This window comes from Sphingobacterium sp. N143 (genome assembly GCF_030325625.1).
In the GTDB taxonomy this organism is placed as follows: domain Bacteria; phylum Bacteroidota; class Bacteroidia; order Sphingobacteriales; family Sphingobacteriaceae; genus Sphingobacterium.
The window spans coordinates 227166-248845 of sequence record NZ_JACAIS010000009.1 but is presented as its reverse complement, the minus strand read 5'-3'; the positions used below and the strand labels follow the sequence as shown (position 1 = coordinate 248845).

At 39.6% G+C, this 21680-nt stretch carries 19 protein-coding genes, 1 tRNA gene and 1 pseudogene; 7 read left to right on the top strand and 14 right to left on the bottom strand.

Features of this window, described 5'->3' with window-relative positions:
- The first annotated feature begins 214 nt into the window (after window positions 1–214).
- Genes HX021_RS17685 through HX021_RS17670 form a run of 4 tightly spaced genes read left to right on the top strand, consistent with a single transcriptional unit; the run spans window position 215 to window position 5114 of the window.
- A complete protein-coding gene (locus HX021_RS17685; protein ID WP_286591872.1) occupies window positions 215–1024 on the top strand; it encodes a hypothetical protein in 810 nt (269 codons plus the stop codon).
- Entirely contained in the window at window positions 1024–1788 is a 765-nt protein-coding gene (locus HX021_RS17680; RefSeq protein ID WP_286591871.1) for a methyltransferase domain-containing protein, read from the top strand. The genes HX021_RS17685 and HX021_RS17680 overlap by 1 nt, the downstream gene beginning before the upstream one ends.
- A gap of 9 nt (window positions 1789–1797) precedes the next feature.
- The gene (locus HX021_RS17675) at window positions 1798–3969 is read left to right on the top strand and encodes a sensor histidine kinase (RefSeq protein WP_286591870.1); all 2172 of its coding nucleotides are present in this window, start codon (window positions 1798–1800) and stop codon (window positions 3967–3969) included.
- 59 nt (window positions 3970–4028) lie between these two features.
- A complete protein-coding gene (locus HX021_RS17670) occupies window positions 4029–5114 on the top strand; it encodes a hybrid sensor histidine kinase/response regulator (protein ID WP_286591869.1) in 1086 nt (361 codons plus the stop codon).
- A 26-nt stretch (window positions 5115–5140) separates the two neighbouring features.
- Here HX021_RS17670 and HX021_RS17665 read toward each other — a convergent pair whose 3' ends face one another.
- The 12 genes from HX021_RS17665 to HX021_RS17610 form a co-directional block, all read right to left on the bottom strand.
- Window positions 5141–5605 (bottom strand): response regulator, encoded by a 465-nt coding sequence (locus tag HX021_RS17665; protein WP_286591868.1) that lies wholly within the window; start codon window positions 5603–5605, stop codon window positions 5141–5143.
- A 374-nt stretch (window positions 5606–5979) separates the two neighbouring features.
- Window positions 5980–6882 (bottom strand): TIGR01777 family oxidoreductase, encoded by a 903-nt coding sequence (locus tag HX021_RS17660; RefSeq protein ID WP_286591867.1) that lies wholly within the window; start codon window positions 6880–6882, stop codon window positions 5980–5982.
- Window positions 6879–7397: an isopentenyl-diphosphate Delta-isomerase gene (gene idi / locus HX021_RS17655; RefSeq protein ID WP_165319619.1), complete on the bottom strand. Its 519-nt coding sequence runs from the start codon at window positions 7395–7397 to the stop codon at window positions 6879–6881. The genes HX021_RS17660 and idi overlap by 4 nt, the downstream gene beginning before the upstream one ends.
- A gap of 18 nt (window positions 7398–7415) precedes the next feature.
- A complete protein-coding gene (locus HX021_RS17650) occupies window positions 7416–8723 on the bottom strand; it encodes a cryptochrome/photolyase family protein (protein WP_286591866.1) in 1308 nt (435 codons plus the stop codon).
- Window positions 8713–9279 (bottom strand): lipocalin family protein, encoded by a 567-nt coding sequence (locus HX021_RS17645; protein WP_240903160.1) that lies wholly within the window; start codon window positions 9277–9279, stop codon window positions 8713–8715. The genes HX021_RS17650 and HX021_RS17645 overlap by 11 nt, the downstream gene beginning before the upstream one ends.
- The gene (locus HX021_RS17640) at window positions 9260–9940 is read right to left on the bottom strand and encodes a lycopene cyclase domain-containing protein (RefSeq protein WP_286591865.1); all 681 of its coding nucleotides are present in this window, start codon (window positions 9938–9940) and stop codon (window positions 9260–9262) included. Before HX021_RS17640 ends, HX021_RS17645 begins: the two co-directional genes overlap by 20 nt.
- 17 nt (window positions 9941–9957) lie before the next feature.
- Complete coding sequence (locus tag HX021_RS17635; protein WP_165319616.1) at window positions 9958–10416, bottom strand: sterol desaturase family protein; 459 nt, start codon at window positions 10414–10416, stop codon at window positions 9958–9960.
- A 1-nt stretch (window position 10417) separates the two neighbouring features.
- A complete protein-coding gene (locus tag HX021_RS17630) occupies window positions 10418–10885 on the bottom strand; it encodes an SRPBCC family protein (RefSeq protein WP_286591864.1) in 468 nt (155 codons plus the stop codon).
- Window positions 10886–10888: 3 nt separating this feature from the next.
- Complete coding sequence (locus HX021_RS17625) at window positions 10889–11347, bottom strand: hypothetical protein (RefSeq protein WP_286591863.1); 459 nt, start codon at window positions 11345–11347, stop codon at window positions 10889–10891.
- The gene (locus tag HX021_RS17620) at window positions 11344–12180 is read right to left on the bottom strand and encodes a phytoene/squalene synthase family protein (protein WP_286591862.1); all 837 of its coding nucleotides are present in this window, start codon (window positions 12178–12180) and stop codon (window positions 11344–11346) included. The genes HX021_RS17625 and HX021_RS17620 overlap by 4 nt, the downstream gene beginning before the upstream one ends.
- Window positions 12177–13658: a bifunctional phytoene desaturase/3,4-desaturase gene (gene crtID / locus HX021_RS17615; RefSeq protein WP_091099027.1), complete on the bottom strand. Its 1482-nt coding sequence runs from the start codon at window positions 13656–13658 to the stop codon at window positions 12177–12179. Before crtID ends, HX021_RS17620 begins: the two co-directional genes overlap by 4 nt.
- Entirely contained in the window at window positions 13655–14317 is a 663-nt protein-coding gene (locus HX021_RS17610; RefSeq protein WP_286591861.1) for a MarR family winged helix-turn-helix transcriptional regulator, read from the bottom strand. Before HX021_RS17610 ends, crtID begins: the two co-directional genes overlap by 4 nt.
- A gap of 462 nt (window positions 14318–14779) precedes the next feature.
- Between HX021_RS17610 and HX021_RS17605 the strand changes: the two genes are divergently transcribed.
- Window positions 14780–14941 carry a hypothetical protein gene (locus tag HX021_RS17605; RefSeq protein WP_286591860.1) on the top strand — a complete coding sequence of 54 codons (162 nt, stop codon included), beginning with the start codon at window positions 14780–14782 and terminating at the stop codon, window positions 14939–14941.
- A 26-nt stretch (window positions 14942–14967) separates the two neighbouring features.
- Window positions 14968–15972: pseudogene (locus HX021_RS17600) on the top strand (recombinase family protein); the annotation flags it as partial.
- Window positions 15973–16498: 526 nt separating this feature from the next.
- Here the strand turns inward: HX021_RS17600 and HX021_RS17595 are convergent.
- Together HX021_RS17595 and HX021_RS17590 are read right to left on the bottom strand one after the other, a co-directional pair.
- Window positions 16499–16571, bottom strand: a tRNA-Lys gene (locus tag HX021_RS17595).
- 160 nt (window positions 16572–16731) lie between these two features.
- Entirely contained in the window at window positions 16732–19926 is a 3195-nt protein-coding gene (locus HX021_RS17590; protein ID WP_286591859.1) for a S41 family peptidase, read from the bottom strand.
- A gap of 521 nt (window positions 19927–20447) precedes the next feature.
- Here HX021_RS17590 and HX021_RS17585 point away from each other — a divergent pair.
- A complete protein-coding gene (locus tag HX021_RS17585; protein ID WP_286591858.1) occupies window positions 20448–21641 on the top strand; it encodes an MFS transporter in 1194 nt (397 codons plus the stop codon).
- Window positions 21642–21680: the final 39 nt, after the last annotated feature.

Sequence of the window (21680 nt, the reverse complement as noted above, 5' to 3'; positions counted from 1 at the left end):
TGACTGTCTTAGACAAGACAGGTCGATAAAAACCGTTTCATAAAGCCGTTGATATAGCACTGATAGACAAATTTAAGCCTACTTCTGCCTAGCTCTGCTGAAATACGGTCTTTTGTAAAGGGCAAATCATAAAGCTGTTTATTTGGCAGACCGATAAACAGCTTTGCTTTTTATTGATTAGTTTTGTGTCTCAACGATAAATTAGAGCATTTCGGTGGCATTATTATTCAACGAAGGACGTCCGGTAGTTAGATTAAGAGCATTTCGGGCTATCGACGATCCGAAGACCTGTGAACGTTTTATAGAGGGGCATGCCCACGTCTTGACAGCAATAGGTGTCAAGAAAGTTACCTCTTCCAGAAATGACTGGATGTATAATCCTGCATCTTTCGTACTTATTGTGGAGTCACTTGATGGCGAGAAAGTATATGGCGGAGTCCGGATACATGCCGCTGGAGGGAGTGAGCCACTACCGATAGAACAGGCTACAGGCGCTATGGATGCACGTATCTACGATTTAGTATACGACTACGCCCTTCATGGTACCGGAGAGGGCTGTGGCCTATGGAACTCCCGGGAGATCGCCGGCTATGGCATTGGCAGTATCTTCCTCACAAGAGCTGGAGCAGCGATCAGTACCCAGATCGGAATCAAATCGTTATTTGCCTTATGCGCCCCATATACCGTAAAACTGGCTGAGAGTGTCGGATACCGAATAGATACCAGCGTCGGTAACAACGGGACTTTCTACTATCCCAAGTTGGATTTATTGGCAACAGTTATGATTATGAGAAATCTGGATACATTAACCGAGGCAGATCATGAAAACAGGGCGGCAATATTCTCACTCCGAGACAACTCCAATATCGTCCGGATTGAAACCCTGCGAAATAAAGAAATTGAAATTCACTATCAAATCGATATTCCCCACCTGGACCATTGGGATCTTGATGAAGTCATAAAAAATTTGCGACACACATCAGCAGACCCCAAAATAGATCATCGTAACCTAAATATATTGTAATGGATACTAAACACTATGGAGCCGGTTATTTACAGGATACCGGAGACTTTCTTAAGCAACTTAAAATGCATTCCTATAGCCCTTTCGAAACAATCATAGAAGGAGTTGTTGCGGATCTGGGATGCGGTACCGGGATAGACGCTGTTAACCTTGCAAATCGGTTAGGGAGTGCTGTACAGGTCGTTGGCGTGGACCACGACGCTACGTTGATCGATCATGCTAAGTCAGCCAGTAAGGGTATCAGCAATGTCAGTTTTATCCGGGGCGAGGTATACCAGCTCGATTTCAAGGATGAGAGCGTTTCGGGCGTACGGATGGAACGTCTTGTTCAACATCTGACGGCTCCGCAGGACATGTTTCGGGAGGTCTATCGTGTACTGCGCAAAGGGCAGCCGTTGGTCATCGTGGAAACCATCTGGAATAGCCTGACTTTTTATACACAACATGTAGCTATAGAAGCCAAGATATGTCATTACCTGACAGCAGAAAAAGTCAACAACGGTTGGGCAGGTAACAAGCTGACCACTGATCTACTTGCCAATGGATTTCAAGAGGTTCAGCTGCAAACATTCAATATGGTTACACGCTCCAGGGAAGAAGCTAGCCGGTATCTATTTTTGGACAAAATACTCTTGGAAATGTTCGAAAAGGGGAAATTAAGTCAAGCGGAATATGACAATTTTCAACTGGCACTGAATCAATTGGATGAATCGGGCTGTTTTTTAGTGTCCATGAATTTAGTAATCGCACAAGCAAAAAAATAGTACCTCAAGATGAAACGCTGGTTTTTCCTGATCTGTCTTTTTAGCCTTGCCTACCTGTCGTCACAGGCACAGATCACTGTTGATCATGCTGGACAACGGCTATTGGTAGGCCATATGTTAGCACGCTATACCGGCCCTGAAAGCTCAGATTTTTCAATCGTTTCTTCTTCATCGGCCTTTCAATCACTGAACAGTGACGTTCCTAATCTTGGAACATCAGCAAACGCCATCTGGTTAAGGCTCCCGATTAAAAATAATAGCCAACAAGATTTAGATTTTATTTTAGAGATCGCCTATCCATTGCTTGATGAGATTGAATTATATAGTCCTGCTGAGAATGGCTCGTATCAATCCATCAAACTGGGCGAACATCAGAATTTTTCGATAAGAGCATATAACGTTCCCAATTATGTTTTTGACATTCATCTGCCCCGACAATCGGAAAGGATCTTTTTTCTCCGTATTAAAAGCACCGAGCAAATAATATTACCCATCTACCTAAGCAGCGAGCGCAAGTTTATGGCCCAGCTGAACAGCGAGAGTATGCTGAATGGTATTTATATCGGTATCGTATTTATTATGGCTATATATAACCTCTTCCTGTTCTTTTCTGTTCGAGATAGGGGCTATCTTTATTATGTACTCTATGTTGTGTGTGCAGGGGTCACTCAAATGGGGATCAAAGGGTATAGTTTTCAATATTTATGGCCAGCCTGGCCGTATTTTGCTACCAAAGGTCCGATTATTTTCGGTTGTCTGTCTGGGCTTAGTGCCCTGCTCTTCGCTGATTCATTTCTTCAGTTATCGAAGAATGCACCTCGATCAAGACGTATAATCGCCATTTTTATCATTTTATTTACCTTGGGTACCATTCTGGCATTAGCTGGTTTGACCCAACCCGCATTTTTTATGATGCAATTGACTACCGGGGCCGGCTCACTGTTGGTCCTCTATCTGTCTTACCGTATCATGATAAGGGGCTATAAACCCGCAAAATATTTTGTCTATGGCTGGACAGTTCTGCTCCTGGGATCTGTTGTATTTTTATTAAAGGATTATGGCATATTAGATTATAACAACTTTACAAGCAATGCGGTACAGATTGCCTCCGTAATCGAAATGGCTTTGCTTTCGTTTGGTCTGGCTTACAGCATCAATATACTGAAACAGGAAAAAGAAGCAGCCCATCAGCGAGAATTGACTATCTCTCAGGAAAATGCGAGACTTATCCATGAGCAGAATACGTTATTAGAACAAAAAGTAGGGGAACGGACACGTGAACTAACGGAATCCAATTCGTCGCTGCAGATGACGCTAGAACATCTGAAAGAAGCCCAGTCCCAACTTGTTGAAGCGGAAAAAATGGCTTCCCTGGGGCAGCTGACCGCAGGAGTCGCCCACGAGATCAATAACCCGATAAACTTTGTTACAGCTAATATTAATCCCCTGAAACGCGATATCAAGATGATCTGGACAGTATTGGATGAGGTCGAACGGATTGCATTTACTCCGGGGATTTCCGATAGTGAAAAACAAGCCCAGATCAAAAAATTTAAAGATGATCTAGATATTGATTATCTGAGGACCGAAGTAGATTTTTTATTGCAAGGGATGAGCGACGGTGCTCATCGCACAGCGGAAATTGTAAAAAGTTTACGTATCTTTTCCCGTGTCGACGAAGACACCTTAAAATTTGCCGATATCAATGAAGGTCTGGCCTCTACCTTGTTGATCCTTAACAGCTTGATCAACAACACGATCGAAGTAGAAAAGAACTATGGTAATCTGCCAAGGATAGAATGCTACGCAGGAAAGCTGAATCAGGTATTTATGAATATTATCACGAATGCGGTGTATGCCATAAATAAAAAATTCGCTGATAAGGGTGGCGGAAAATTAAGTATGACAACAGGAGTTACAAAGGATCAATCCGCCATTTTTGTTAACATATCCGATAATGGTATTGGCATCCCGGAAAACATTCGGGATCGAATTTTTGAACCTTTTTTCACGACCAAAGACGTCGGCGAAGGAACAGGACTGGGCATGTCGATTGCCTATAATACCATTGCGAAACATCATGGTAATATTATTGTAGAATCAGAAGTCGGGAAGGGTACAACTTTTAGGTTGCATATTCCCATACAACAAAAGGATTGGCAACAAAATACCCCCGAATAGTTCGATAAATTATCATTAATTTCGTTCATTTTGGGGAAGGTAAACCAGATTATAAAAATATGCAGAAAGAGCTTGAAATATTATATATTGATGATGAAGCAAATAACTTGGTTGGTTTTAAAGCAAATTTTAGATACGATTATGTTATTCATACCGCATCGAACACCACCGAAGCCGAAAAAATACTTCTTTCCAATCCGGGTATCCGTGTGATCTTTTGTGATCAGCGCATGCCGGGAGAGCTGGGAATAGATTTTCTCTACCGCATCAAAAAGGATTACCCGAAGCCAATACGCATTTTATTGACCGCCTATGCGGACATGAATACAGTTATCGATGCGATCAATAAGGGCCATATATTTCGCTTTGTCCGTAAACCCTGGATGGATGAGGAAATTATCTCAGCAATCGAAGAGGCCAACAAATTTTATGTCGCCAACTCGTTATTGGAGACCAGGAACCAAGAATTGCAGAAAGCCTATGACGAGCTGGATAAGTTTGCTTATAGTGTGAGTCATGATTTACGGGATCCACTGACAGGCATTCTCTCTGCTGTAAAACTCGGATTAGAATTTGACAATATAGACCGGATCCATGAACTGCTTACCCTGATGGATAGTTCCCTGGTCAGCCTTGATGCCTACATCGATAGCCTAAGGGACTATTACCTCTTGCGAAGAGGTGAACTCATGCTGTCGGAAATTAATTTTGATGAACTTTTTGGGAATGTCAGGCAGTTCTATAATATGTACACACAAAATAAGGAGGTAACATTTGACATCCATGTGGAACAGAAAGAGCCGTTTCATTGTGATAGAGCCATACTGGAATTAATCTTGCACAACTTACTATCCAATGCGTTCAAATACCAGCAAAAAGGACATCCTGATCCATTTGTTAAATTATCGGTTAATGTATCAGACCAGCAGGCGACTATCATCGTCAGCGATAATGGGATCGGCATTTCTCCCGAACATATCAGTGATATTTTCAAACTATTTTTCAGAGGCAGTGATCAGGCCAAAGGAATGGGGTTTGGTTTATACAATGTACAAAATGCGCTAATCAAGCTACAAGGTACAATTGAGGTGCAGTCACCCGCCAATACAGGCACCACATTTATGGTTAGGATACCCAGCAAATAAGATCTGCTATCCTAAAAATGCAGTTCTTAGGATAACAATTTTTGACGTAGCATAAACTCCAATTGATCATTGGACATTTCGAGCTGTGCATTTATTTCAATTATTTTTTGCCGTTCAGTATACACCTCGTAGGCCCGTTGAATCGTTTGATCGAGCTCCTGCTCGCTCCAGGGCTTATTGAGGTAATGAAATATCTTTCCTTTATTGACCGCGTCGACGACAGCGCCCATATCAGCATACCCTGTTAAAAGTATGCGCATTGGCGCAGCATCAATTTTTATGATTTCCTCCAGAAACTCCACGCCGGTCATTTCAGGCATCCGCTGATCAGTGATAATAATATCGATGGGGTTGCTTTTGACAAGTTCGATCGCTTCAGCTCCACTGATGGCGGTAAACACGTTATATTTTAACCGGAATGTCGCCTTAAAGGAAAGCAGATTATTCTCCTCATCGTCAACATATAATATTGAAATCTTCTTGTTTTCCATAAGCTTGTTGTCTCCGATACAAATTTACGGAATAAATCTTCTGGATTAAGTAACACGAAAGTAGTTTTTACGAAGCCGGTCACTAGGGATCACGACGGAGACCCTGATCCTGGAAATCAGCATAAAGACAAAAAGCCATTCTACTTACGTAAAACGGCTTTTTTAGAAAGTGAACCCACTGGTACAAAACTCGAACTCTTTATTGGAAGATTTAAGGCGATTGAACCAATTGAAAGACACCTCTTATAAGTATGATCTAGATAAAAATAAAGTTAGCTCCGCTAAACCGAAAATTATCTTAAACACGGAAAAACGGAAATTGTAAAAAATGTCAATAAAGAAAGCTATACTAAAGTCTTCAACCAGCTTTATTACTACATAAAAAATGTCTTCTCAATCGAGCTATACTCAAATTTAAAGCCGGTTTGTTTTATTTTGTAATTGCTGACCCTAGAACCCTTTAACAACATCACGGACATTTCCCCCAAAAATAACCTTACCAGAAATGCTGGTACATTGGGCAAAAAACTCGTTTTTCCGAATGACCTTAGCAGGGCTTTAGAAAAATCATTCATCATAATGTGCTCGGAAGAAACAGCATTAAAAACCCCGCTGAGTTCATCTGTCTTCAAGATGAATTCATACAACCGGACTAAATCCCGGATGTCAATCCAGGGTAAGTATTGCCTGCCATTTCCTAAAGATGTATTGATGCCCAACTTCGCCAAAGGTGCTAATTTTTGATACATACCACCATCTCTCCCAAGGACAACGCCTTTTCTTAAAATCACGGTAGCAACACCCAAACTGTCAAATTGCAGTGCTGTTTTTTCCCATTTCCGGCAAACCGAAGCCAAAAATTCGCTGCCGTTATTGGATTTCTCTGTAAATATTTCATCCGTAGTAATCGCACCATAATAACCTATGGCGGAAGATGAAATGAAGATATCTATGCTAAAATTCCTTGTTTTAACATAGGTAAAAAGTAAATCTATTGCCTTGGTCCGGCTTTCGATTATTTCAACTTTCCTTTTTTCCGTCCAACGCTTTTCGGTAATGTTTGCGCCTGTTAGATTGATGATTTTCGAAACGCCCTCAAATGCTTTTTCGTCAATAAATCCTTTCTTTATATCCCATTCAAAATACCGAATGTTCTCCATGCTGCTGATTTTGTTCCTCCGTGTTAACACATTGACCATATAACCACAATTTACTAGGTGCTTTATCAATGCTTTTCCGACAAAACCTGTACCTCCGGCGATTAATATCTTTTTCATGAATTGATTTTTGAAAGCAGCTCCGGAAAGGCCTGTCTGAACCAGACCGTATAATGTGATGGATTATTTTTTATATCAGATAGAATTTCATCCGCATTCATCCACTTATAGTCCTGTACTTCATCTTTGTTTAAAACAGGACATTGGTCAGAATAACCAACAAAAACATAATCCAGCTCATGCTCTGTCAAATTGTTTTCAACCCGCTCATTGTATATAAATGAATAGACCAATCTTAAATCACATTTCAGTCCCATTTCATAGATTAACCGCTCCTCTGCACTTAAAGCAACAGTTTCTCCCCATTGCGGATGCGAACAACAGGTGTTCGTCCATAACCCTGCTCCGTGGTACTTGTGGCTTGCCCGCTGCTGCAAAAGAAGCTCTCCCTTATCATTAAATATAAATACCGAAAATGCCCGGTGGAGACGCCCTTGCTCGTGGGCCATCAATTTTTCCATTTCAGCAATGGCATTATCGTTTTCATCGACCAACACTACATTGTTTCTCTCCATTTTACTTTAATTAAAGCGTTATTGATTGTTTTCCTTGACGGCTTCTCCATATACTTTCAACGCTCTGTCTCTTGCGAAACTGTGTTCTACTATTTGTTGGGGGTAAGCATCTGTTCCAAATCCGGGAATCCATTTTTTGATATATTCCAACTTCTTATCAAACTTATCGGTTTGAACAGTTGGGTTAAACACCCTGAAATACGGTGCAGCATCACAACCCGAACCCGATGCCCATTGCCAGTTTCCATTGTTGGCCGATAAATCGTAATCGTTCAGCTTTTGTGCAAAGTAGGCTTCACCCCAACGCCAATCTATCAGTAAATGTTTGCACAAAAAACTCGCTGCAATCATCCGTACCCGATTGTGCATAGATCCTGTTTGGTTCAATTGTCGCATTCCTGCATCGACAATCGGATAACCTGTTTTTCCCTCGCACCACTTTTCAAATTCCCATTCATTGTTTCGCCATTTGATGTTATCGTATTTCGATTTAAAAGATTGATTAACCACTTTAGGGAAATGATATAAGATCTGCATAAAAAACTCTCGCCAGATCAATTCATTCAGCCACGTTTGATTGTGGTTCCATGCAAAAGCTACACATTTACGAATACTAATGGTGCCAAATCGAAGAGCGATGCTCAATTCTGTTGTCCGTTGCATTGCAGGATAATCCCTGAATTTGTCGTATTCGTCAATGATTTTTGCATCTAATTTCGGCGGATCAAAAGTGATATCTGTTTTTTCAAAACCGAATTCATTCAACGAATGAATTTCGGCAAACCGCTGTCTGAAAAAATTAGTGCAATCAGGATTATACGACTTGTAATCTTTTTCTGTCAATAGCTCTTTCCATTTTTTTGAATACGGGGTATAAACCGTATAGGGTGTGCCTTCATTTTTCAATACATCGTTTTTATCAAAAATGACCTGGTCTTTGAATGCCTTAAAAGGAATGTTCTGTTCGTTGAAAAACTGGTAAATCTCCGTATCCCGTTTAATGGCTTGCGGTTCATAATCCCGATTGCAGAAAACGCCTTGAACAGCATATTTTTCGGAAAGCATTTTAAAAACATCCAAAGGATTTCCATAAAATGTATTCAATCTTGCGTTGAATGTCTTCAATCGGCTATTTATTGCCGAGAGTACCTGATGGATATAGTCAACCCTTCGGTCTTTTTTATCTTCTAATTTATTTAGGATGGTCTCATCAAAAATAAAAACCGGCAACACGGGTAATTCGGAAGCAAGTGCCTGATACAAACCCACATTGTCTTCCAAATGCAGATCTCTGCGAAACCAAAAAACGGAGACCCTACTTTTCATTCAAAAATGGATTATCGTTCCTGTCGTGCTTTACCCAGATCAGTTTAGAGGTATCATAACCAATCCCTTCTGCAATTCCCAAATAGTTTGCTTTAACCTCTTGGGGAACGTTCTTTGTTCTCGATAAAATCCATAAATACTTTAGGTTTTTTCCCGCAACCAGCGCATACTGGTAATTTTCGTCCAATGCGACCACATTGTAACCAGAATAAAAAGGACCGAAAAAACTTACTTTCAATTTTGCAACATTTTTATCTCCTCTGAACCTTGCTAAACCGTCCGCTTTTTTCCATTCTTGCTTATTATGGTTATAGCCACTGTTCAAGACGATGACATTGCCATTTTCATTAAGGCTGTATTGAGCGGAAACATTGTCCAAGTCCCTTTCAAAACGAGAATCAAAACGGGCAATTTCGTACCAAGTGCCTAAATATTCATCGACATCAAAGTTTTCCACTGCTTTTGCCTTTTTGGGGATCGAGGCACAGGAATTTAAAAGAGCAATTAACGCTATGGAAAAGGCCACTGTTAAAATTTTATTTTTTGCTTTCATCATCTATATGTTTAAACCGTTTAAAAAAATAAAGCACCAAAAGAAACTGCGTATATCCATAAACGGCATCCTCAATTGGTATCGTTAGTATCCGTATACCCAGAAAATCTCCCGGGTTGTAATTTACGATAGGTGTTTCGATACCAGTCCCCGTCAGCACGCCATTTACAGGAAAAAAACCTAACATCAATATAGTAAACACCAAAGATGCCTTGCCAATCCAATCTACCTGTGCAATGAAATGCAGGTAAATTAAAGTTGCTATAGTGGCGATAGCCGTCATAAGTGTATAGATTTTATCATAATGCAACAAAGCCATAACCGAACAGATAATGACGCTGACAAAAACGATCAGGTTATTTAAGGCGGATAGCCATCCTAACTTGAAAAACTTATCAAAACAGAAATAGGTAAACACGCATGAAAACGGAATGAAAATAAAGAAAAGCCATTCTTCAAGAGGCAAACCCGCTATCACTATTCCCAGTGTATAATCTGTATTGAACCACCAAACACCTTTTGCGGTAAACCATATATCCCAAGAAATAAATGGTATAGCAACCAAAATCGCAGATTTTATAAACGATCCAAAATAACGGTTAAAGAGAATCCGGCTGTCAAAAGATGCGATAAAGCAAATGATGACCGTAAAAAATAATATCATTGAATAAGTATATGCCATCATTTTTTCGCGGAATTAAAATACATTTTGAAATATTTGAAAGGCACATATAAAAACCCGAAACATTCACCGTTTTCTTTTCCGATATGTTTGTGATGTTGTTTGTGTGCCCTGCGCAGTGCCAAAAAATAGGCACTTTGGGTCTGGGACAGAAATTTGATCCGTTGGTGGATAAAAATATCGTGCACAAAAAAATAAGCCATTCCGTAAAGCATAATGCCCAATCCGATATAAAACAGATAGTTGAAATTTTCAAGCGAACCGAAATACATCAAAGCAATCGTGGGTATAGCAAATATGACAAAGAAATAGTCGTTCTTTTCAAGAACGCCCTCATTGCTGTGGTCATGATGGTCTTTGTGCAAAACCCAAAGAAAACCGTGCATAACATATTTATGGATAATCCAGGTTGCCCCTTCCATCAATGTAAACGTGAGCAATACGATTAAAAAAGCCATATCAGTTTTTTATTGGGTTAAAAAGTTTCTCTAAAACGTGGTATCGGAAATCAAAGATGTACGCCAATTTCTTTTTCACAAAAAGTAGATGTGCCATCTTCCCCAAAAAGCCGAAAGGCAATTCATAATCTACCGTATCTTTCATCAGCACTCCGTCTTTATTGGGGATAAATTCGTGAAAATGGCTCCAGTATTTATAAGGTCCTTTCTCCTGAAAATCAGTAAAGCTTTTATTTGATTCCACATGAGTAATTCTCGTTCTCCACTTCAACGGAACTTTCAGCAACGGCGAAACGATATAATCGATCACCATTCCTTCAGCAATCTGTTCGCTGTTATAATCCGACAGCACCGTAAAACCCATATCTTTGGGTGTGATCTTCGAAAGGTTCTTAGGAGAAGAGAAAAAATCCCACGCTGCTTCGATATCGCAATTCAATTGTTGCTCCCTGTATAACCGATGTTTCATAGTCTAGTCCTTTAAAAGCGTTCCTATATTTTTCTGCAAAATCTCCGACCTGATTTGGTGTCGGTTTTCCTTAATAAATTTGGCATCCTCATTTATGTTTGATTTATATCCTAAAAAAGACGGAGCATTTTTTTGAACCGAAAGTCGGATAAACCTTAATTCCACATTTTCAGGTTCTTTTTTGATTGCCTGCTCGATGTTTTTCTTCCCTTCTTTAAACGTATTGAGTTTACTTATCGGACTAAAGACGTGATTTGCCCAGATAGTTTGTAAACCACCCAAATAAGCCATATGTGTAGCTGAATTGTTCTTTGTTTCTGTCAATTCCGCAATTATCTTTCCACACAACTCTTTTTCTGATACCAGTTTGTTGTAGTTAGCCCTTACTACATCCAAACCTGTTGCATTAAAACTCATAAGAAAGAATATGGCCGATATTAGTAAGCCAGGAATTTTGATCATAAAAACGCAGTTTTATATCTTACATAACTTTTGAACGCCACAAATGCCTTTTCAGAATTAGGAACCCGAATCCTGTTATTCAATATCTCTTTGGAGGATATTCTTTTTATTTTTTGGAACAAAGACAAATAGTACTTGTAAGCTAAATACACCCCAAACATTGCGGAATTGGGTAGCTTCTTAATCCCGATTAAAGCCTCCTTAAATTCTTCCTCTATTTCCTTTTCAATCTGACTTTTCACACTATTATCAAATATGCACATATCAATATTCGGGAAATAAGTCCTGCCCAAAATCTGATAATCATCTTTCAAATCCCTTAAAAAGTTTACTTTTTGAAAAGCTGACCCCAGTTTCATTGCATATGGTTTCAATTCTCTATATTTTTCCATATTCCCATCCGTAAAAACTTGCAGACACATCAGCCCGACTACTTCGGCTGAACCAAAAATATATTCTTCGTATCGTTCTGAATTGTAATCTATTTTCTGCAAATCCATTTCCATACTATGTAAAAACTGCTCAATGAGACTTTTGTCAATTTTATACTGATTTACTGTTTCCTGGAACGATTGTAGAATAGGGTTGAGCGAAATTCCTTCCTGCAATGCATCGTCGGTTTCTACTTTTAATCGATTCAATAGTTTCTCTTTATCGTACCCGTGAAAACTGTCCACGATTTCATCAGCCAGTCTCACATATCCATATATGGCATAGATAGCGGGACGTATAGACGGTTTCAGCGCTAAAATTCCTAGAGAAAAACTCGTACTATACTTTTGGGTTGTAATCTTGCTTACCGAGCACGATAGTTCGTCAAAGATCTTTTTCATAGTCCTTCTTGTTTAAGTTTGATTATTTCATTTGCTACAATTTTACCAGATAGGATGGACGGAGGAACTCCGGGGCCGGGAACGGTCAATTGACCCGTGTAGAATAAATTTTTCAATCTTTTATTTATTATTTTAGGTTTCAAAACTGCAGTTTGACCAAGTGTGTTTGCCAGTCCGTACGCATTGCCACCGTACGCATTGTAATCTGAAATAAAATCGCTGACACAGAAGCTTCTTTTGTACTCAATCATTGACTGTAAATCGGCTATGCCCGTATGTCTTTCAATTCTTGAAAGCATTTCCATTAAATACTTTTCCCGTGTTAATTCTTCATCGTTTATTCCGATTGCCAAAGGCATCAACAAAAACAGGTTTTCTTTGTCTTTAGGGGCAACGGCATTATCTGTTTTTGATGGGCAACAAACATAAAAAAGAGGCTTTTCCGGCCATTTCTTCTCGCCATAGATACAATCAATGTGTTCGTCTAAGTCATTTTCAAAGAAGAGTGTATGATGTTTTAGGTTGGGAATAATTTGATTGATGCCTAAATAATAGATCAAACTTGATGGTGCAAACGTTCTGCTTTTCCAGTACACCTCAGAATAATTTCTGAGGTCTTTATTTAAAAGCGTTTCTGTATGATGATAATCGGAAGAAGCAATTACAATATCGAATTCATAGGTCTCGCCATTGATAGTTAAAGATCTTACCTTACCATTTTGTGTATTTATGCTTTCAACGGTTTTGTTAAAATAAAAAGTTGCACCTTGGTTTTCGGCTACTTTTTTCATCGCCAATACCAATTGATAGAAGCCACCTATAGGATAATGCGTTCCTAAGGCATAACCCCCATAGTTCATCAAACTATACAATGCAGGAATATTTTTTGGCGAAGCACCCAGAAAAATCACAGGAAACTCCATCAATGTTCTTAATTTTTCACTTTTGAAGTATTTAGCAACATAGGTTCTGAAGTTCGTCAGCAAATCCAATCTCAATGCACTTTTAGTTATTTTAGGAGAAATGAATTCTGACCAATTATGGCAAGGCTTATTCACGAAATCCTGCATACCGACTTCATATTTGAATTTAGCCGATCGCATAAATTTTTCTAATTGTAATCCTGCACCCTTTTCGATTTGTTCGAACAAGATTTTTAATTCCTCTAAACTTTCAGGTACACTGATTTTCTCTTGTGAAAAAATCATTTCAAACTGTGGGTTTAATGAAATCAACTCGAAGAAATCAGAGATTTTGTAGCCGAAATCAGCAAAAAAACTTTCAATAATATCAGGCATCCAGTACCAACTTGGTCCCATATCAAATACGTAACCTTGTTGGGTAGAAAATTGCCTTGCTCTTCCACCTGGCTGCTCGTGTTTTTCAAATACGTGAACCTCATTTCCCGCTTTTGCCAAATAAGCTGTAGCAGACAATCCCGAAAAACCGGAACCGATAACGGCTATTTTTTTCTTCATCGCCTTTTATCTTTTAAAACTTCATTCAATAAATATTCTGGTTCAATATTTTTATCGTAGATCTGTTGATGAAAATCATTGAGTTTATTGAGCAACCTGATCAATTCCATTTTTTCGTTATTGGTTAAATCTCCTGTAACGATTTCAGTTGCTTTTCTGATTTTGTCCATTTGCTTTTCTAAAACCTGAATTCCCTTATTGCTTATTTTTAAAACTTTACTTCTTTTGTCGGTCTCAGAATCGGTTTGATTTACCCAACCTTGTGCAATCAACCGGTTGATAACTTGCATTCCGGCAGGTTTTTCATGTACATTCTTTTTTATCAAGTCCATTTTGGTCATTTCTCCAAAAGCTTTTAGGTTAATGAGGTAGATAAAATCTTCCTGTGTTGAAAAATCCGATCCGAATATGGCGGACTTGGAATAACTCTTGGCATATCTGTTCATATGGACAATTAAAGTATTAATGACACTTTCTGCACTACGTCCCTTTTCTTTTCCATCCCAATTAGGTTCATTATTTTTTTCTTCACCTTTATAATTGGCAACTATCCATCTTTTAAAACCTTCGATATCATTAGGGTATGTTCTTCCTTGAAGAATATCTTCTTCAAATTCCTCAAGCAGATTGACAACATTTTTTAAAATATCATATTTCATATAATTATATTAGTTCACAAATATACTATATTCAACTTATTAAATGTATAAATTTATACTAAATTCTTTGCGGGTTTATTTTTAGCAATACAAGACTCTTGGTAAGGTCGGTAGTATATATATTATGAGGATGTAATTAGTGGATGAAACGGCAATAATGTATCATTCAATTTATTACCGAAAATTAGCTAATAATAAATATTGGAGGTGAATCTTATAGAAAGAAAAGAAATAAAAGCTTACCCAAAAACCATATGGACTGTTTAACAAATCAGGTAGAAATAAAACAATGGTTGGTTGTTGACAAAAGCGACTGGGTAAGCATTTGGAAAATAGTTCTAAACAGGCAGACTATGCCAAGTAATTCAGCCAAACGACATAAACCAATAGTCACCCTATCTACGCAATAAGTTTGCTTGTAGCGGATAAAACCGCTCTGTTTAACAAGCAAAATGAGTGAAGATGGAGAAAGAAAAAACGAACGATTTAACCCCCGAAAGAGTTAAGCAAATCTTGAAAAAGAAAGGTACGGAGGTCGATTTAGAAGAAGCGGAAGCTATTTTGGCGTTTGTTAAGAAGATAGCTCACATTGCAGTTAACCAGTATCTAAGAGGAAAACTTTAATCTAATGAACAAGGAAAACTGTTGTGATGAGAAAGGCAGATTTATACATACGTGTATCGACAGACGAGCAGGCGGACAAAGGATATTCGCAACGTGACCAAGAAGACCGATTAAGGAGATATTGTGAATTAAAAGGCATTCCAGTAAGAGATGTGTACATAGAAGACCATTCGGCAAAATCTTTCAAACGTCCAGAGTGGCAGAAATATTTATCTACCCTACGCAAAACAAAGAACAACAAAGCGGGGTCAATAATATTATTTACCAAATGGGATAGGTTCAGCAGAAACGCAGGGGATGCCTACCAAATGATTAACCAGTTACGGACACATGGCGTTGAACCTGTGGCAATAGAACAGCCCTTAGACCTTACCATTCCCGAAAATAAAATCATGCTTGCATTTTATCTTGCTTCACCGGAAGTTGAGAACGACAGGCGTGCATTGAACGTTTTTCACGGAATGCGCAGGGCGAAAAAAGAGGGGCGTTATATGGGTACTGCTCCATTGGGATATGTTAACAAGATAACAGAGGGCAAAAAGAAATTCATTGCCCCACATGACTTTGAAGCCCCCCTTTTGAAATGGGCATTTGAACAAATCGTTTCCAATAACTTCAATACGGAACAGATATGGAAAATGGTTCGGGAGAAAGCAGATGGAAAGGGGCGATTCAGTAAGAACAATTTTTGGGTAGCCATGCGAAACCCATTGTACTGTGGCAAAATATTCATACCTCCCTACAAAGAGGAAAAGGGATGTTTTGTCAAAGGACAACACGAGCCTTTAATCAGCGAAAAGACCTTTGCTGATGTGCAGGATATTCTCGATGGGAGAAAGAGGATTGTAAAGCCTAAAATCGTGGCTATGGACAATTTGCCACTTAGAGGGTTTCTCAAATGCCCTAAATGCAAGCGTATGCTGACTGGAAGTGCCTCAAAGGGAAAGATGGGCAATTACTATTACTACTATCATTGTAGTTCTGCCTGTGGAACAAGGTTCAAAGCGGAGACTGCTAATGAGGCTTTTTTAAAACAATTGCGGTATATGTCGCCAAAAGAGGGAATGGTCGATGTTTTTATCGAAGCCTTTATAAAAGACTTCAACAGCAAGACCAAAGCCCAAAACACCGAACGGGCAAATATCATAGATGAGATTGATGCGTTGAACAAACGCTATCAAAATGCGCTTTTAAAAAACGCCGATGGAGAAATGGCAGACGATGATTTCCAAGAAGTAAAGAAATTGACCAAAGGAAAGATTGAGGTTTTGGAACGAAGATTAAATGATTTGGCAGTGGTCGGAACAGAGATTAAGGATTTGGTCGCATCTACCTTAAAAAAGGTCGCAAACATTGATAGACGCTATGAAAACGGCGATATTGAGGAAAAAAGGCTTATAGTGAGTTCGATGTTCCCCGATTTTTTGGAATTTGACGGAACAAGACATCGAACTCCGAGACTAAATTCGGCGATTGCTCTTATTTATCAGAATAACAGCAAGTTACAAGGTAAAAAAAATGGGACAAGTCTATCGTTTTTAGACTTGTCCCAAGATGTGACCCCGCTGAGGCTCGAACTCAGGACCCACAGATTAAGAGTCTGTTGCTCTACCAACTGAGCTACGAAGTCAATCGACAGATCAAATGTAAGGTTCACCGCAGAAAAAGTCAAGTGTAAACTTATAATTTTTGGTTTTTTATGACGTTCATGCCTTCCCTGACTATATGTATTTGTATCTTTCAAACAGGTATTGCATAATTAACCATAAAGATCAAACGGTGTGGATCACTTATTTGATGCTGTCAAGTATTTCCTTCACGGCTCTTTCCAATTGGGGATCTTTATTTTCCAACCTGTCTTGAACTGTATTTTTCACTAAAATATCCGGGGCAACGCCTGTCTGCTCCAAATCCTGCCCGTCCAGCGTATAACATCCCCAAGATGGCAAACGGTAAGTGGACCCATCGACCAAGCTTTTGGCAGACGTAAAGATTATCCAGCGATAGGTTTCGTTGCCGATGACCTTTCCTAATTTAAGCGCTTTAAAACCAGCCGCAGTCATCTCAGCATCACTCAGGGATTGTTCATTGATCAATAGGACAATGGGTTTGGCCGCCGGTGCAAAATTACTTTGTGGCGCACGTTTTCCCCCTCGGTACTGCCACTGTAAATAAGGCCGCTGTGAAAGAAATCGTAAGACTTCATCGTGTACATTGCCGCCTGTATTGTACCTTAGATCCAGGATGATCCCTTTTTTATTGTTTTCCTGTTCGGCCATATCAATAAGAAAACGCTGCAGTTCGATATCCGACATATTTTTCATATGGGAATATGCGATCTGATCATTGCTCCATTTATCCACATTTTTACGGTTATCCTTAATCCATTCGTCGTAGATAAGATCTTTAAATGCCGCACTGGAAAGTGGCCTCACACGAGTGGATATCTCTTTTCCCTGGCGACTTAATGTCAATTGGATTTCTTCCTCCAGCGAGGGCAGAGTGAAATAGCTGTCACGATCTGCCTGCGGATTTAATTGAACGCCATTGATTGCCACAAGTATATCTCCTTCTTTGATATTGGCTTCTTTTTTTGCAGCCGGGCCATTGGGTACAATATGATTAATCTTATAGGGATTATGATTATCGTATTCTACTCCAATCTCATTGGTCACATAGCGAAATGGTTTATGCTCTTCATCGCCCATTGAACTGAAGCCCAAATGTGACGAATTTAGTTCTCCCAGCATATCATTCAGAAGAATACGTAGATCTGTTCGGCTATTAATTTCCTGAAGATAATTTTCATAAGTCTTCTTCACGCCGGACCAGTCCATTCCATGAAAATTATCGTCATAAAAATTTTCTTCTAAATTAGCCCAGGTTTCATAAAACATTTGATTAAACTCTTTCGCCAAATCCCTGTTGAATTTAAAATCCATGGCTATAGCCTCCAGCTTGTTGTGCTCCAGATTGTACTTCTTAATCACGCCACGGCTCAACATAAAATACTTTCCTGCAGACTCTATTAGCTGCCCCATTCCACCTTCGGCCACTTTCTCGGTTTTAGCCGGAACAAAAGCTTCATAGATTGTTCGATAAACACTGTATTTGCCTTCATGATTGGACGAATAGAACACATGGGATTTATCCGCTTTTTGAATAACTAGCGGCGCATATTGTGTCCCGGAAACTGGGCTCACTTGTTCAATACGATCGCGCAGACCTTCCACCTCCAGCTGAACCACGACTTTTTTCGTAGGCTCAGCATTTTCTTTTGCTGATTTAGCATTTGCACGACGCGCTTCATGATTACCTTTCACATCATTTTCCCTTTTTGACACGCGAGATGCTGTATCTTTTTTGACAGGGGGAGCAAATAATTCATCGAACTTAGCACTGCGGTAAGGCTGGTCAAAGTTGCTCAGCGCCATACGGAAGATACTTGAGTGCTGCATACCTGTAGGATATGAAGGCTTTGTTCTATTACTGGCAAAGTAGATATATTTCCCATCCGGAGACCAATAGGGTGCCGCTTCGGTAACACCGGTGTTCGTTAAATTCGTTGTTTGTCCGTTCTTTAAATTATGCACAAAGATATCTTGTTCAAAATTACGCATGGCGGTGAACAATAGATAATTACCATCCGGGGAGAAAGAAGGTGCCGAATTCTGAAATCCCCAAATCTCATCTTTGACAACAGTCTGACTTTTTAAACTCAGCAGATCCAGCACGCGGACCTCATCACGCCCGCTGAGATACACAGCCTTGGTCCGCTCGGCATTGAAAGCAATATCACGATTATTTCGGAAATCTTGAGTCAATTGTCTTATTTCGCCCTTACCATCCGCGGCACGGGAAAACCAGTTTTGATACCCCTTGAAAGTCTGGCTATACAACAACGTTTTGCTATCCTTAAGCCATTTGACTTCCATAATCCGTTCACCCTGCCCAGGCATCTGACGGATAAACTTACCTTCCACATCGGAAACAAAAAGCTCTCCCCTGGACACGAAAGCCATTTTCTTACCGTCGGGAGAAACATCAAAGTTGCTGATGTTACCTTTGATATTAAATTCTTTGAGCTTGCCGAGCACCTGATTGCGATTTAAGGCGATCTTAGGCTGTTCAATTACTTTGCTTTTGACATTGTAAATATAGAGTTGATATCCCTTTTCAAACACGATACTAGTACCGTTGGCTGATACAAAGGGACGCTTAATAGATTCTGAAAAAGTAGTCAATGGTACTTTTTGACTGCCACCAATAAGCTGATAAAGATTATACTCGCCGTTGCTTTCATCTGAAACATAATAAATATTCCCATGTCGGTCCACTGTTGGCCAAAAATCTTTACCGATGTAGTCTGTATATTGCTTAAAGACCTTCGTTTTAGGGTTATATGATTTAATATCTGGATTAAATGCCCCCTTGTAACGTTTGCGATTGGCCGAACTATACCCTTCCCAACTATCGTTGAACAGCAATTCTCCTGAAGGTGTGGGAACCATATTGCTGATGTAATTGAATAAATGGGGGAATATCCTTGTTGCCGTACCTCCATCCAGAGGCACCTGATAGGAACTCATCCGATTATAACGTGTTGATGTAAAAAAGAGTGATTTACTGTCCCAGCTCCAGCTATCCACCTCATCTGAGCTTTCATGTGTCGTCAGCTGGCGTATATCACCGCCAGTCAAAGGCATAACATAGACATCCATATTCCCATTTTGACTGGCAGAGAAGGCAAGCCATTTACCATCTGGAGAAATACGTGGGTTGACCTCATTCCCTTCCATTCCTGTAAGCCGAACAGCGACACCACCCTGACTTGCTACTTTCCAGAGATCGCCCTCGTAGCTGAACACCATTTCTTTTGCATCAGGAGTCAACGTGGGATGAGATAAGAATGTTGGTTGCTGAGCAACAACAGGAACAGCTCCACTACTAATTAGAACTGTACTTAAAAGTAGTTTTTTTATCATTGTATCGAGAAGGCTAATAATTATTTATCAGATACAAAGGTAGGATAGGACCGGGATAAATTGTCATAAATTATTTAGATATCTGGAATTTTACACTCTACTTGTTTATTGCCCTTATTTATTATTTTCTCTGGCCATGTCAATTAAATCATACATTGGTCTTTATTCTTGCTCAAGCAAACAATCTGGTTCATATCAGGAATATTTGATGTTTGATATCATTTGGTCTTTTGGTTCTTTTCTGAACAACCTACCCTTGCGCTGTTTGCTATAATTCGTTATCTTTATTTAGTGCTCACCGATGAGGAAAGACACTTTTTTGTTGCAATTCAGACGGAAGATAATTATCGCCAGCCCGAATTACAACAAAAACCCTGACATTATGATAATTATCCCCGAAGTAAGGTTGAATAGTCTGGACGAATATACTTTTGTTTTATTCTTATGACTAACTTTCTTTGATTATTGTGTCGTAAATTTGAATTACTTATCCGTAACTTTGCACCCTCAACTATTAAACTATGGCCGCATCGTTAACTCTCTCAGAAGAAGACCTTTACCACAGACGCAATCGCATACGAATTGCCGTATCGCTTTTCTTTTTTTGTCAGGGCATTGCATTTGCCTCTTGGGCAAGCCGGATTCCTGTCATTAAGGATCATCTTCACTTGAGTGAAGGACAACTGGGAACGATTCTATTGATGCTTCCTATCGGACAATTAGTGACAATGGCTCTTTCGGGGAAACTGGTGACGAAATATGGGAGTGCAAAAGTATTGCGGATCGTACCTATTGCTTATTCGCTGGTCTTATGTTCCATCGCCTTTGCGCAAAATGCCTGGCAATTAGGTGCAATTTTATTTTTATTTGGGGTAACAGGCAACATGTGCAATATTTCTGTCAATACGCAGGGGGTGGCCACAGAGCAGATATACAAGAAGTCCATCATGACTTCTTTTCATGGCGCATGGAGTATTGCGGGATTTACAGGTGCGTTGGTGGGTTTGCTAACCATGAATCTTGGTTTAAATACTTTATCTCATTTTTTAATTATATTGATTTTCGTCACTGGAAACACGGTAATCAACCAGAAATACCTGGTTCCGGGTAAATCGCCACAAAAAGAAAAAAGAAGTTTTTTCTCAAAACCTGAAGGGAGCTTACTTCAGCTGGGTATTATCGGTTTTTTCAGCATGGCAACCGAGGGGGCTATGTTTGACTGGAGCGGGGTGTATTTTAAGGATATCGTTCATGCCCCGCAAAGGTTTGTCGTGGTAGGCTATGCTTCTTTTATGATCATGATGGCTACGGGACGGTTTGTCGGTGATGCCGTTATCCGTAAATTAGGCCGTAAAACAACTCTCCAATATAGTGGGATACTGATGTTTGTTGGCATGATGACGTCTGTTATATTTCCACAGTTTCTAGTCTGTACATTGGCCTTTATGCTGGTGGGCATAGGGGTAGCCTGTAATGTCCCTTCTATTTATAGCATTGCGGGACAAAACAAGAACGTTCCTTCTGGTGTAGCCTTGGCTATGGTTTCCAGCATTAGTTATCTTGGCTTTTTAATGGGACCTCCACTGATCGGCTATATTGCTGAAATATTCAGTTTACGCTATTCATATGGGGTCTTTGCCTGTTTCGGCTTGCTGATGTTTATCATGGTCGGACGTTTATCCTTATTTAAAGGAGAAAACCAGGCTTCCACATAAGTAGACAATGTTTAAACGGTCTTTAAACGAATAAAAGCG

Bases quoted from the DNA above. Each gene is read 5' to 3' on its own strand.
- HX021_RS17650 (WP_286591866.1), bottom strand. From the start codon at position 8,723: ATGAAAAGTAGGGTCTCCGTTTTTTGGTTTCGCAGAGATCTGCATTTG.
- HX021_RS17675 (WP_286591870.1), top strand. From the start codon at position 1,798: ATGAAACGCTGGTTTTTCCTGATCTGTCTTTTTAGCCTTGCCTACCTG.
- HX021_RS17605 (WP_286591860.1), top strand. From the start codon at position 14,780: ATGGAGAAAGAAAAAACGAACGATTTAACCCCCGAAAGAGTTAAGCAA.
- HX021_RS17620 (WP_286591862.1), bottom strand. From the start codon at position 12,180: ATGAAAAAGATCTTTGACGAACTATCGTGCTCGGTAAGCAAGATTACA.
- HX021_RS17660 (WP_286591867.1), bottom strand. From the start codon at position 6,882: ATGAAAAAGATATTAATCGCCGGAGGTACAGGTTTTGTCGGAAAAGCA.
- HX021_RS17630 (WP_286591864.1), bottom strand. From the start codon at position 10,885: ATGAAACATCGGTTATACAGGGAGCAACAATTGAATTGCGATATCGAA.
- HX021_RS17665 (WP_286591868.1), bottom strand. From the start codon at position 5,605: ATGGAAAACAAGAAGATTTCAATATTATATGTTGACGATGAGGAGAAT.
- idi (WP_165319619.1), bottom strand. From the start codon at position 7,397: ATGGAGAGAAACAATGTAGTGTTGGTCGATGAAAACGATAATGCCATT.
- HX021_RS17670 (WP_286591869.1), top strand. From the start codon at position 4,029: ATGCAGAAAGAGCTTGAAATATTATATATTGATGATGAAGCAAATAAC.
- HX021_RS17625 (WP_286591863.1), bottom strand. From the start codon at position 11,347: ATGATCAAAATTCCTGGCTTACTAATATCGGCCATATTCTTTCTTATG.
- HX021_RS17610 (WP_286591861.1), bottom strand. From the start codon at position 14,317: ATGAAATATGATATTTTAAAAAATGTTGTCAATCTGCTTGAGGAATTT.
- HX021_RS17585 (WP_286591858.1), top strand. From the start codon at position 20,448: ATGGCCGCATCGTTAACTCTCTCAGAAGAAGACCTTTACCACAGACGC.
- HX021_RS17590 (WP_286591859.1), bottom strand. From the start codon at position 19,926: ATGATAAAAAAACTACTTTTAAGTACAGTTCTAATTAGTAGTGGAGCT.
- HX021_RS17640 (WP_286591865.1), bottom strand. From the start codon at position 9,940: ATGATATTATTTTTTACGGTCATCATTTGCTTTATCGCATCTTTTGAC.
- HX021_RS17680 (WP_286591871.1), top strand. From the start codon at position 1,024: ATGGATACTAAACACTATGGAGCCGGTTATTTACAGGATACCGGAGAC.
- crtID (WP_091099027.1), bottom strand. From the start codon at position 13,658: ATGAAGAAAAAAATAGCCGTTATCGGTTCCGGTTTTTCGGGATTGTCT.
- HX021_RS17645 (WP_240903160.1), bottom strand. From the start codon at position 9,279: ATGATGAAAGCAAAAAATAAAATTTTAACAGTGGCCTTTTCCATAGCG.
- HX021_RS17635 (WP_165319616.1), bottom strand. From the start codon at position 10,416: ATGGCTTTTTTAATCGTATTGCTCACGTTTACATTGATGGAAGGGGCA.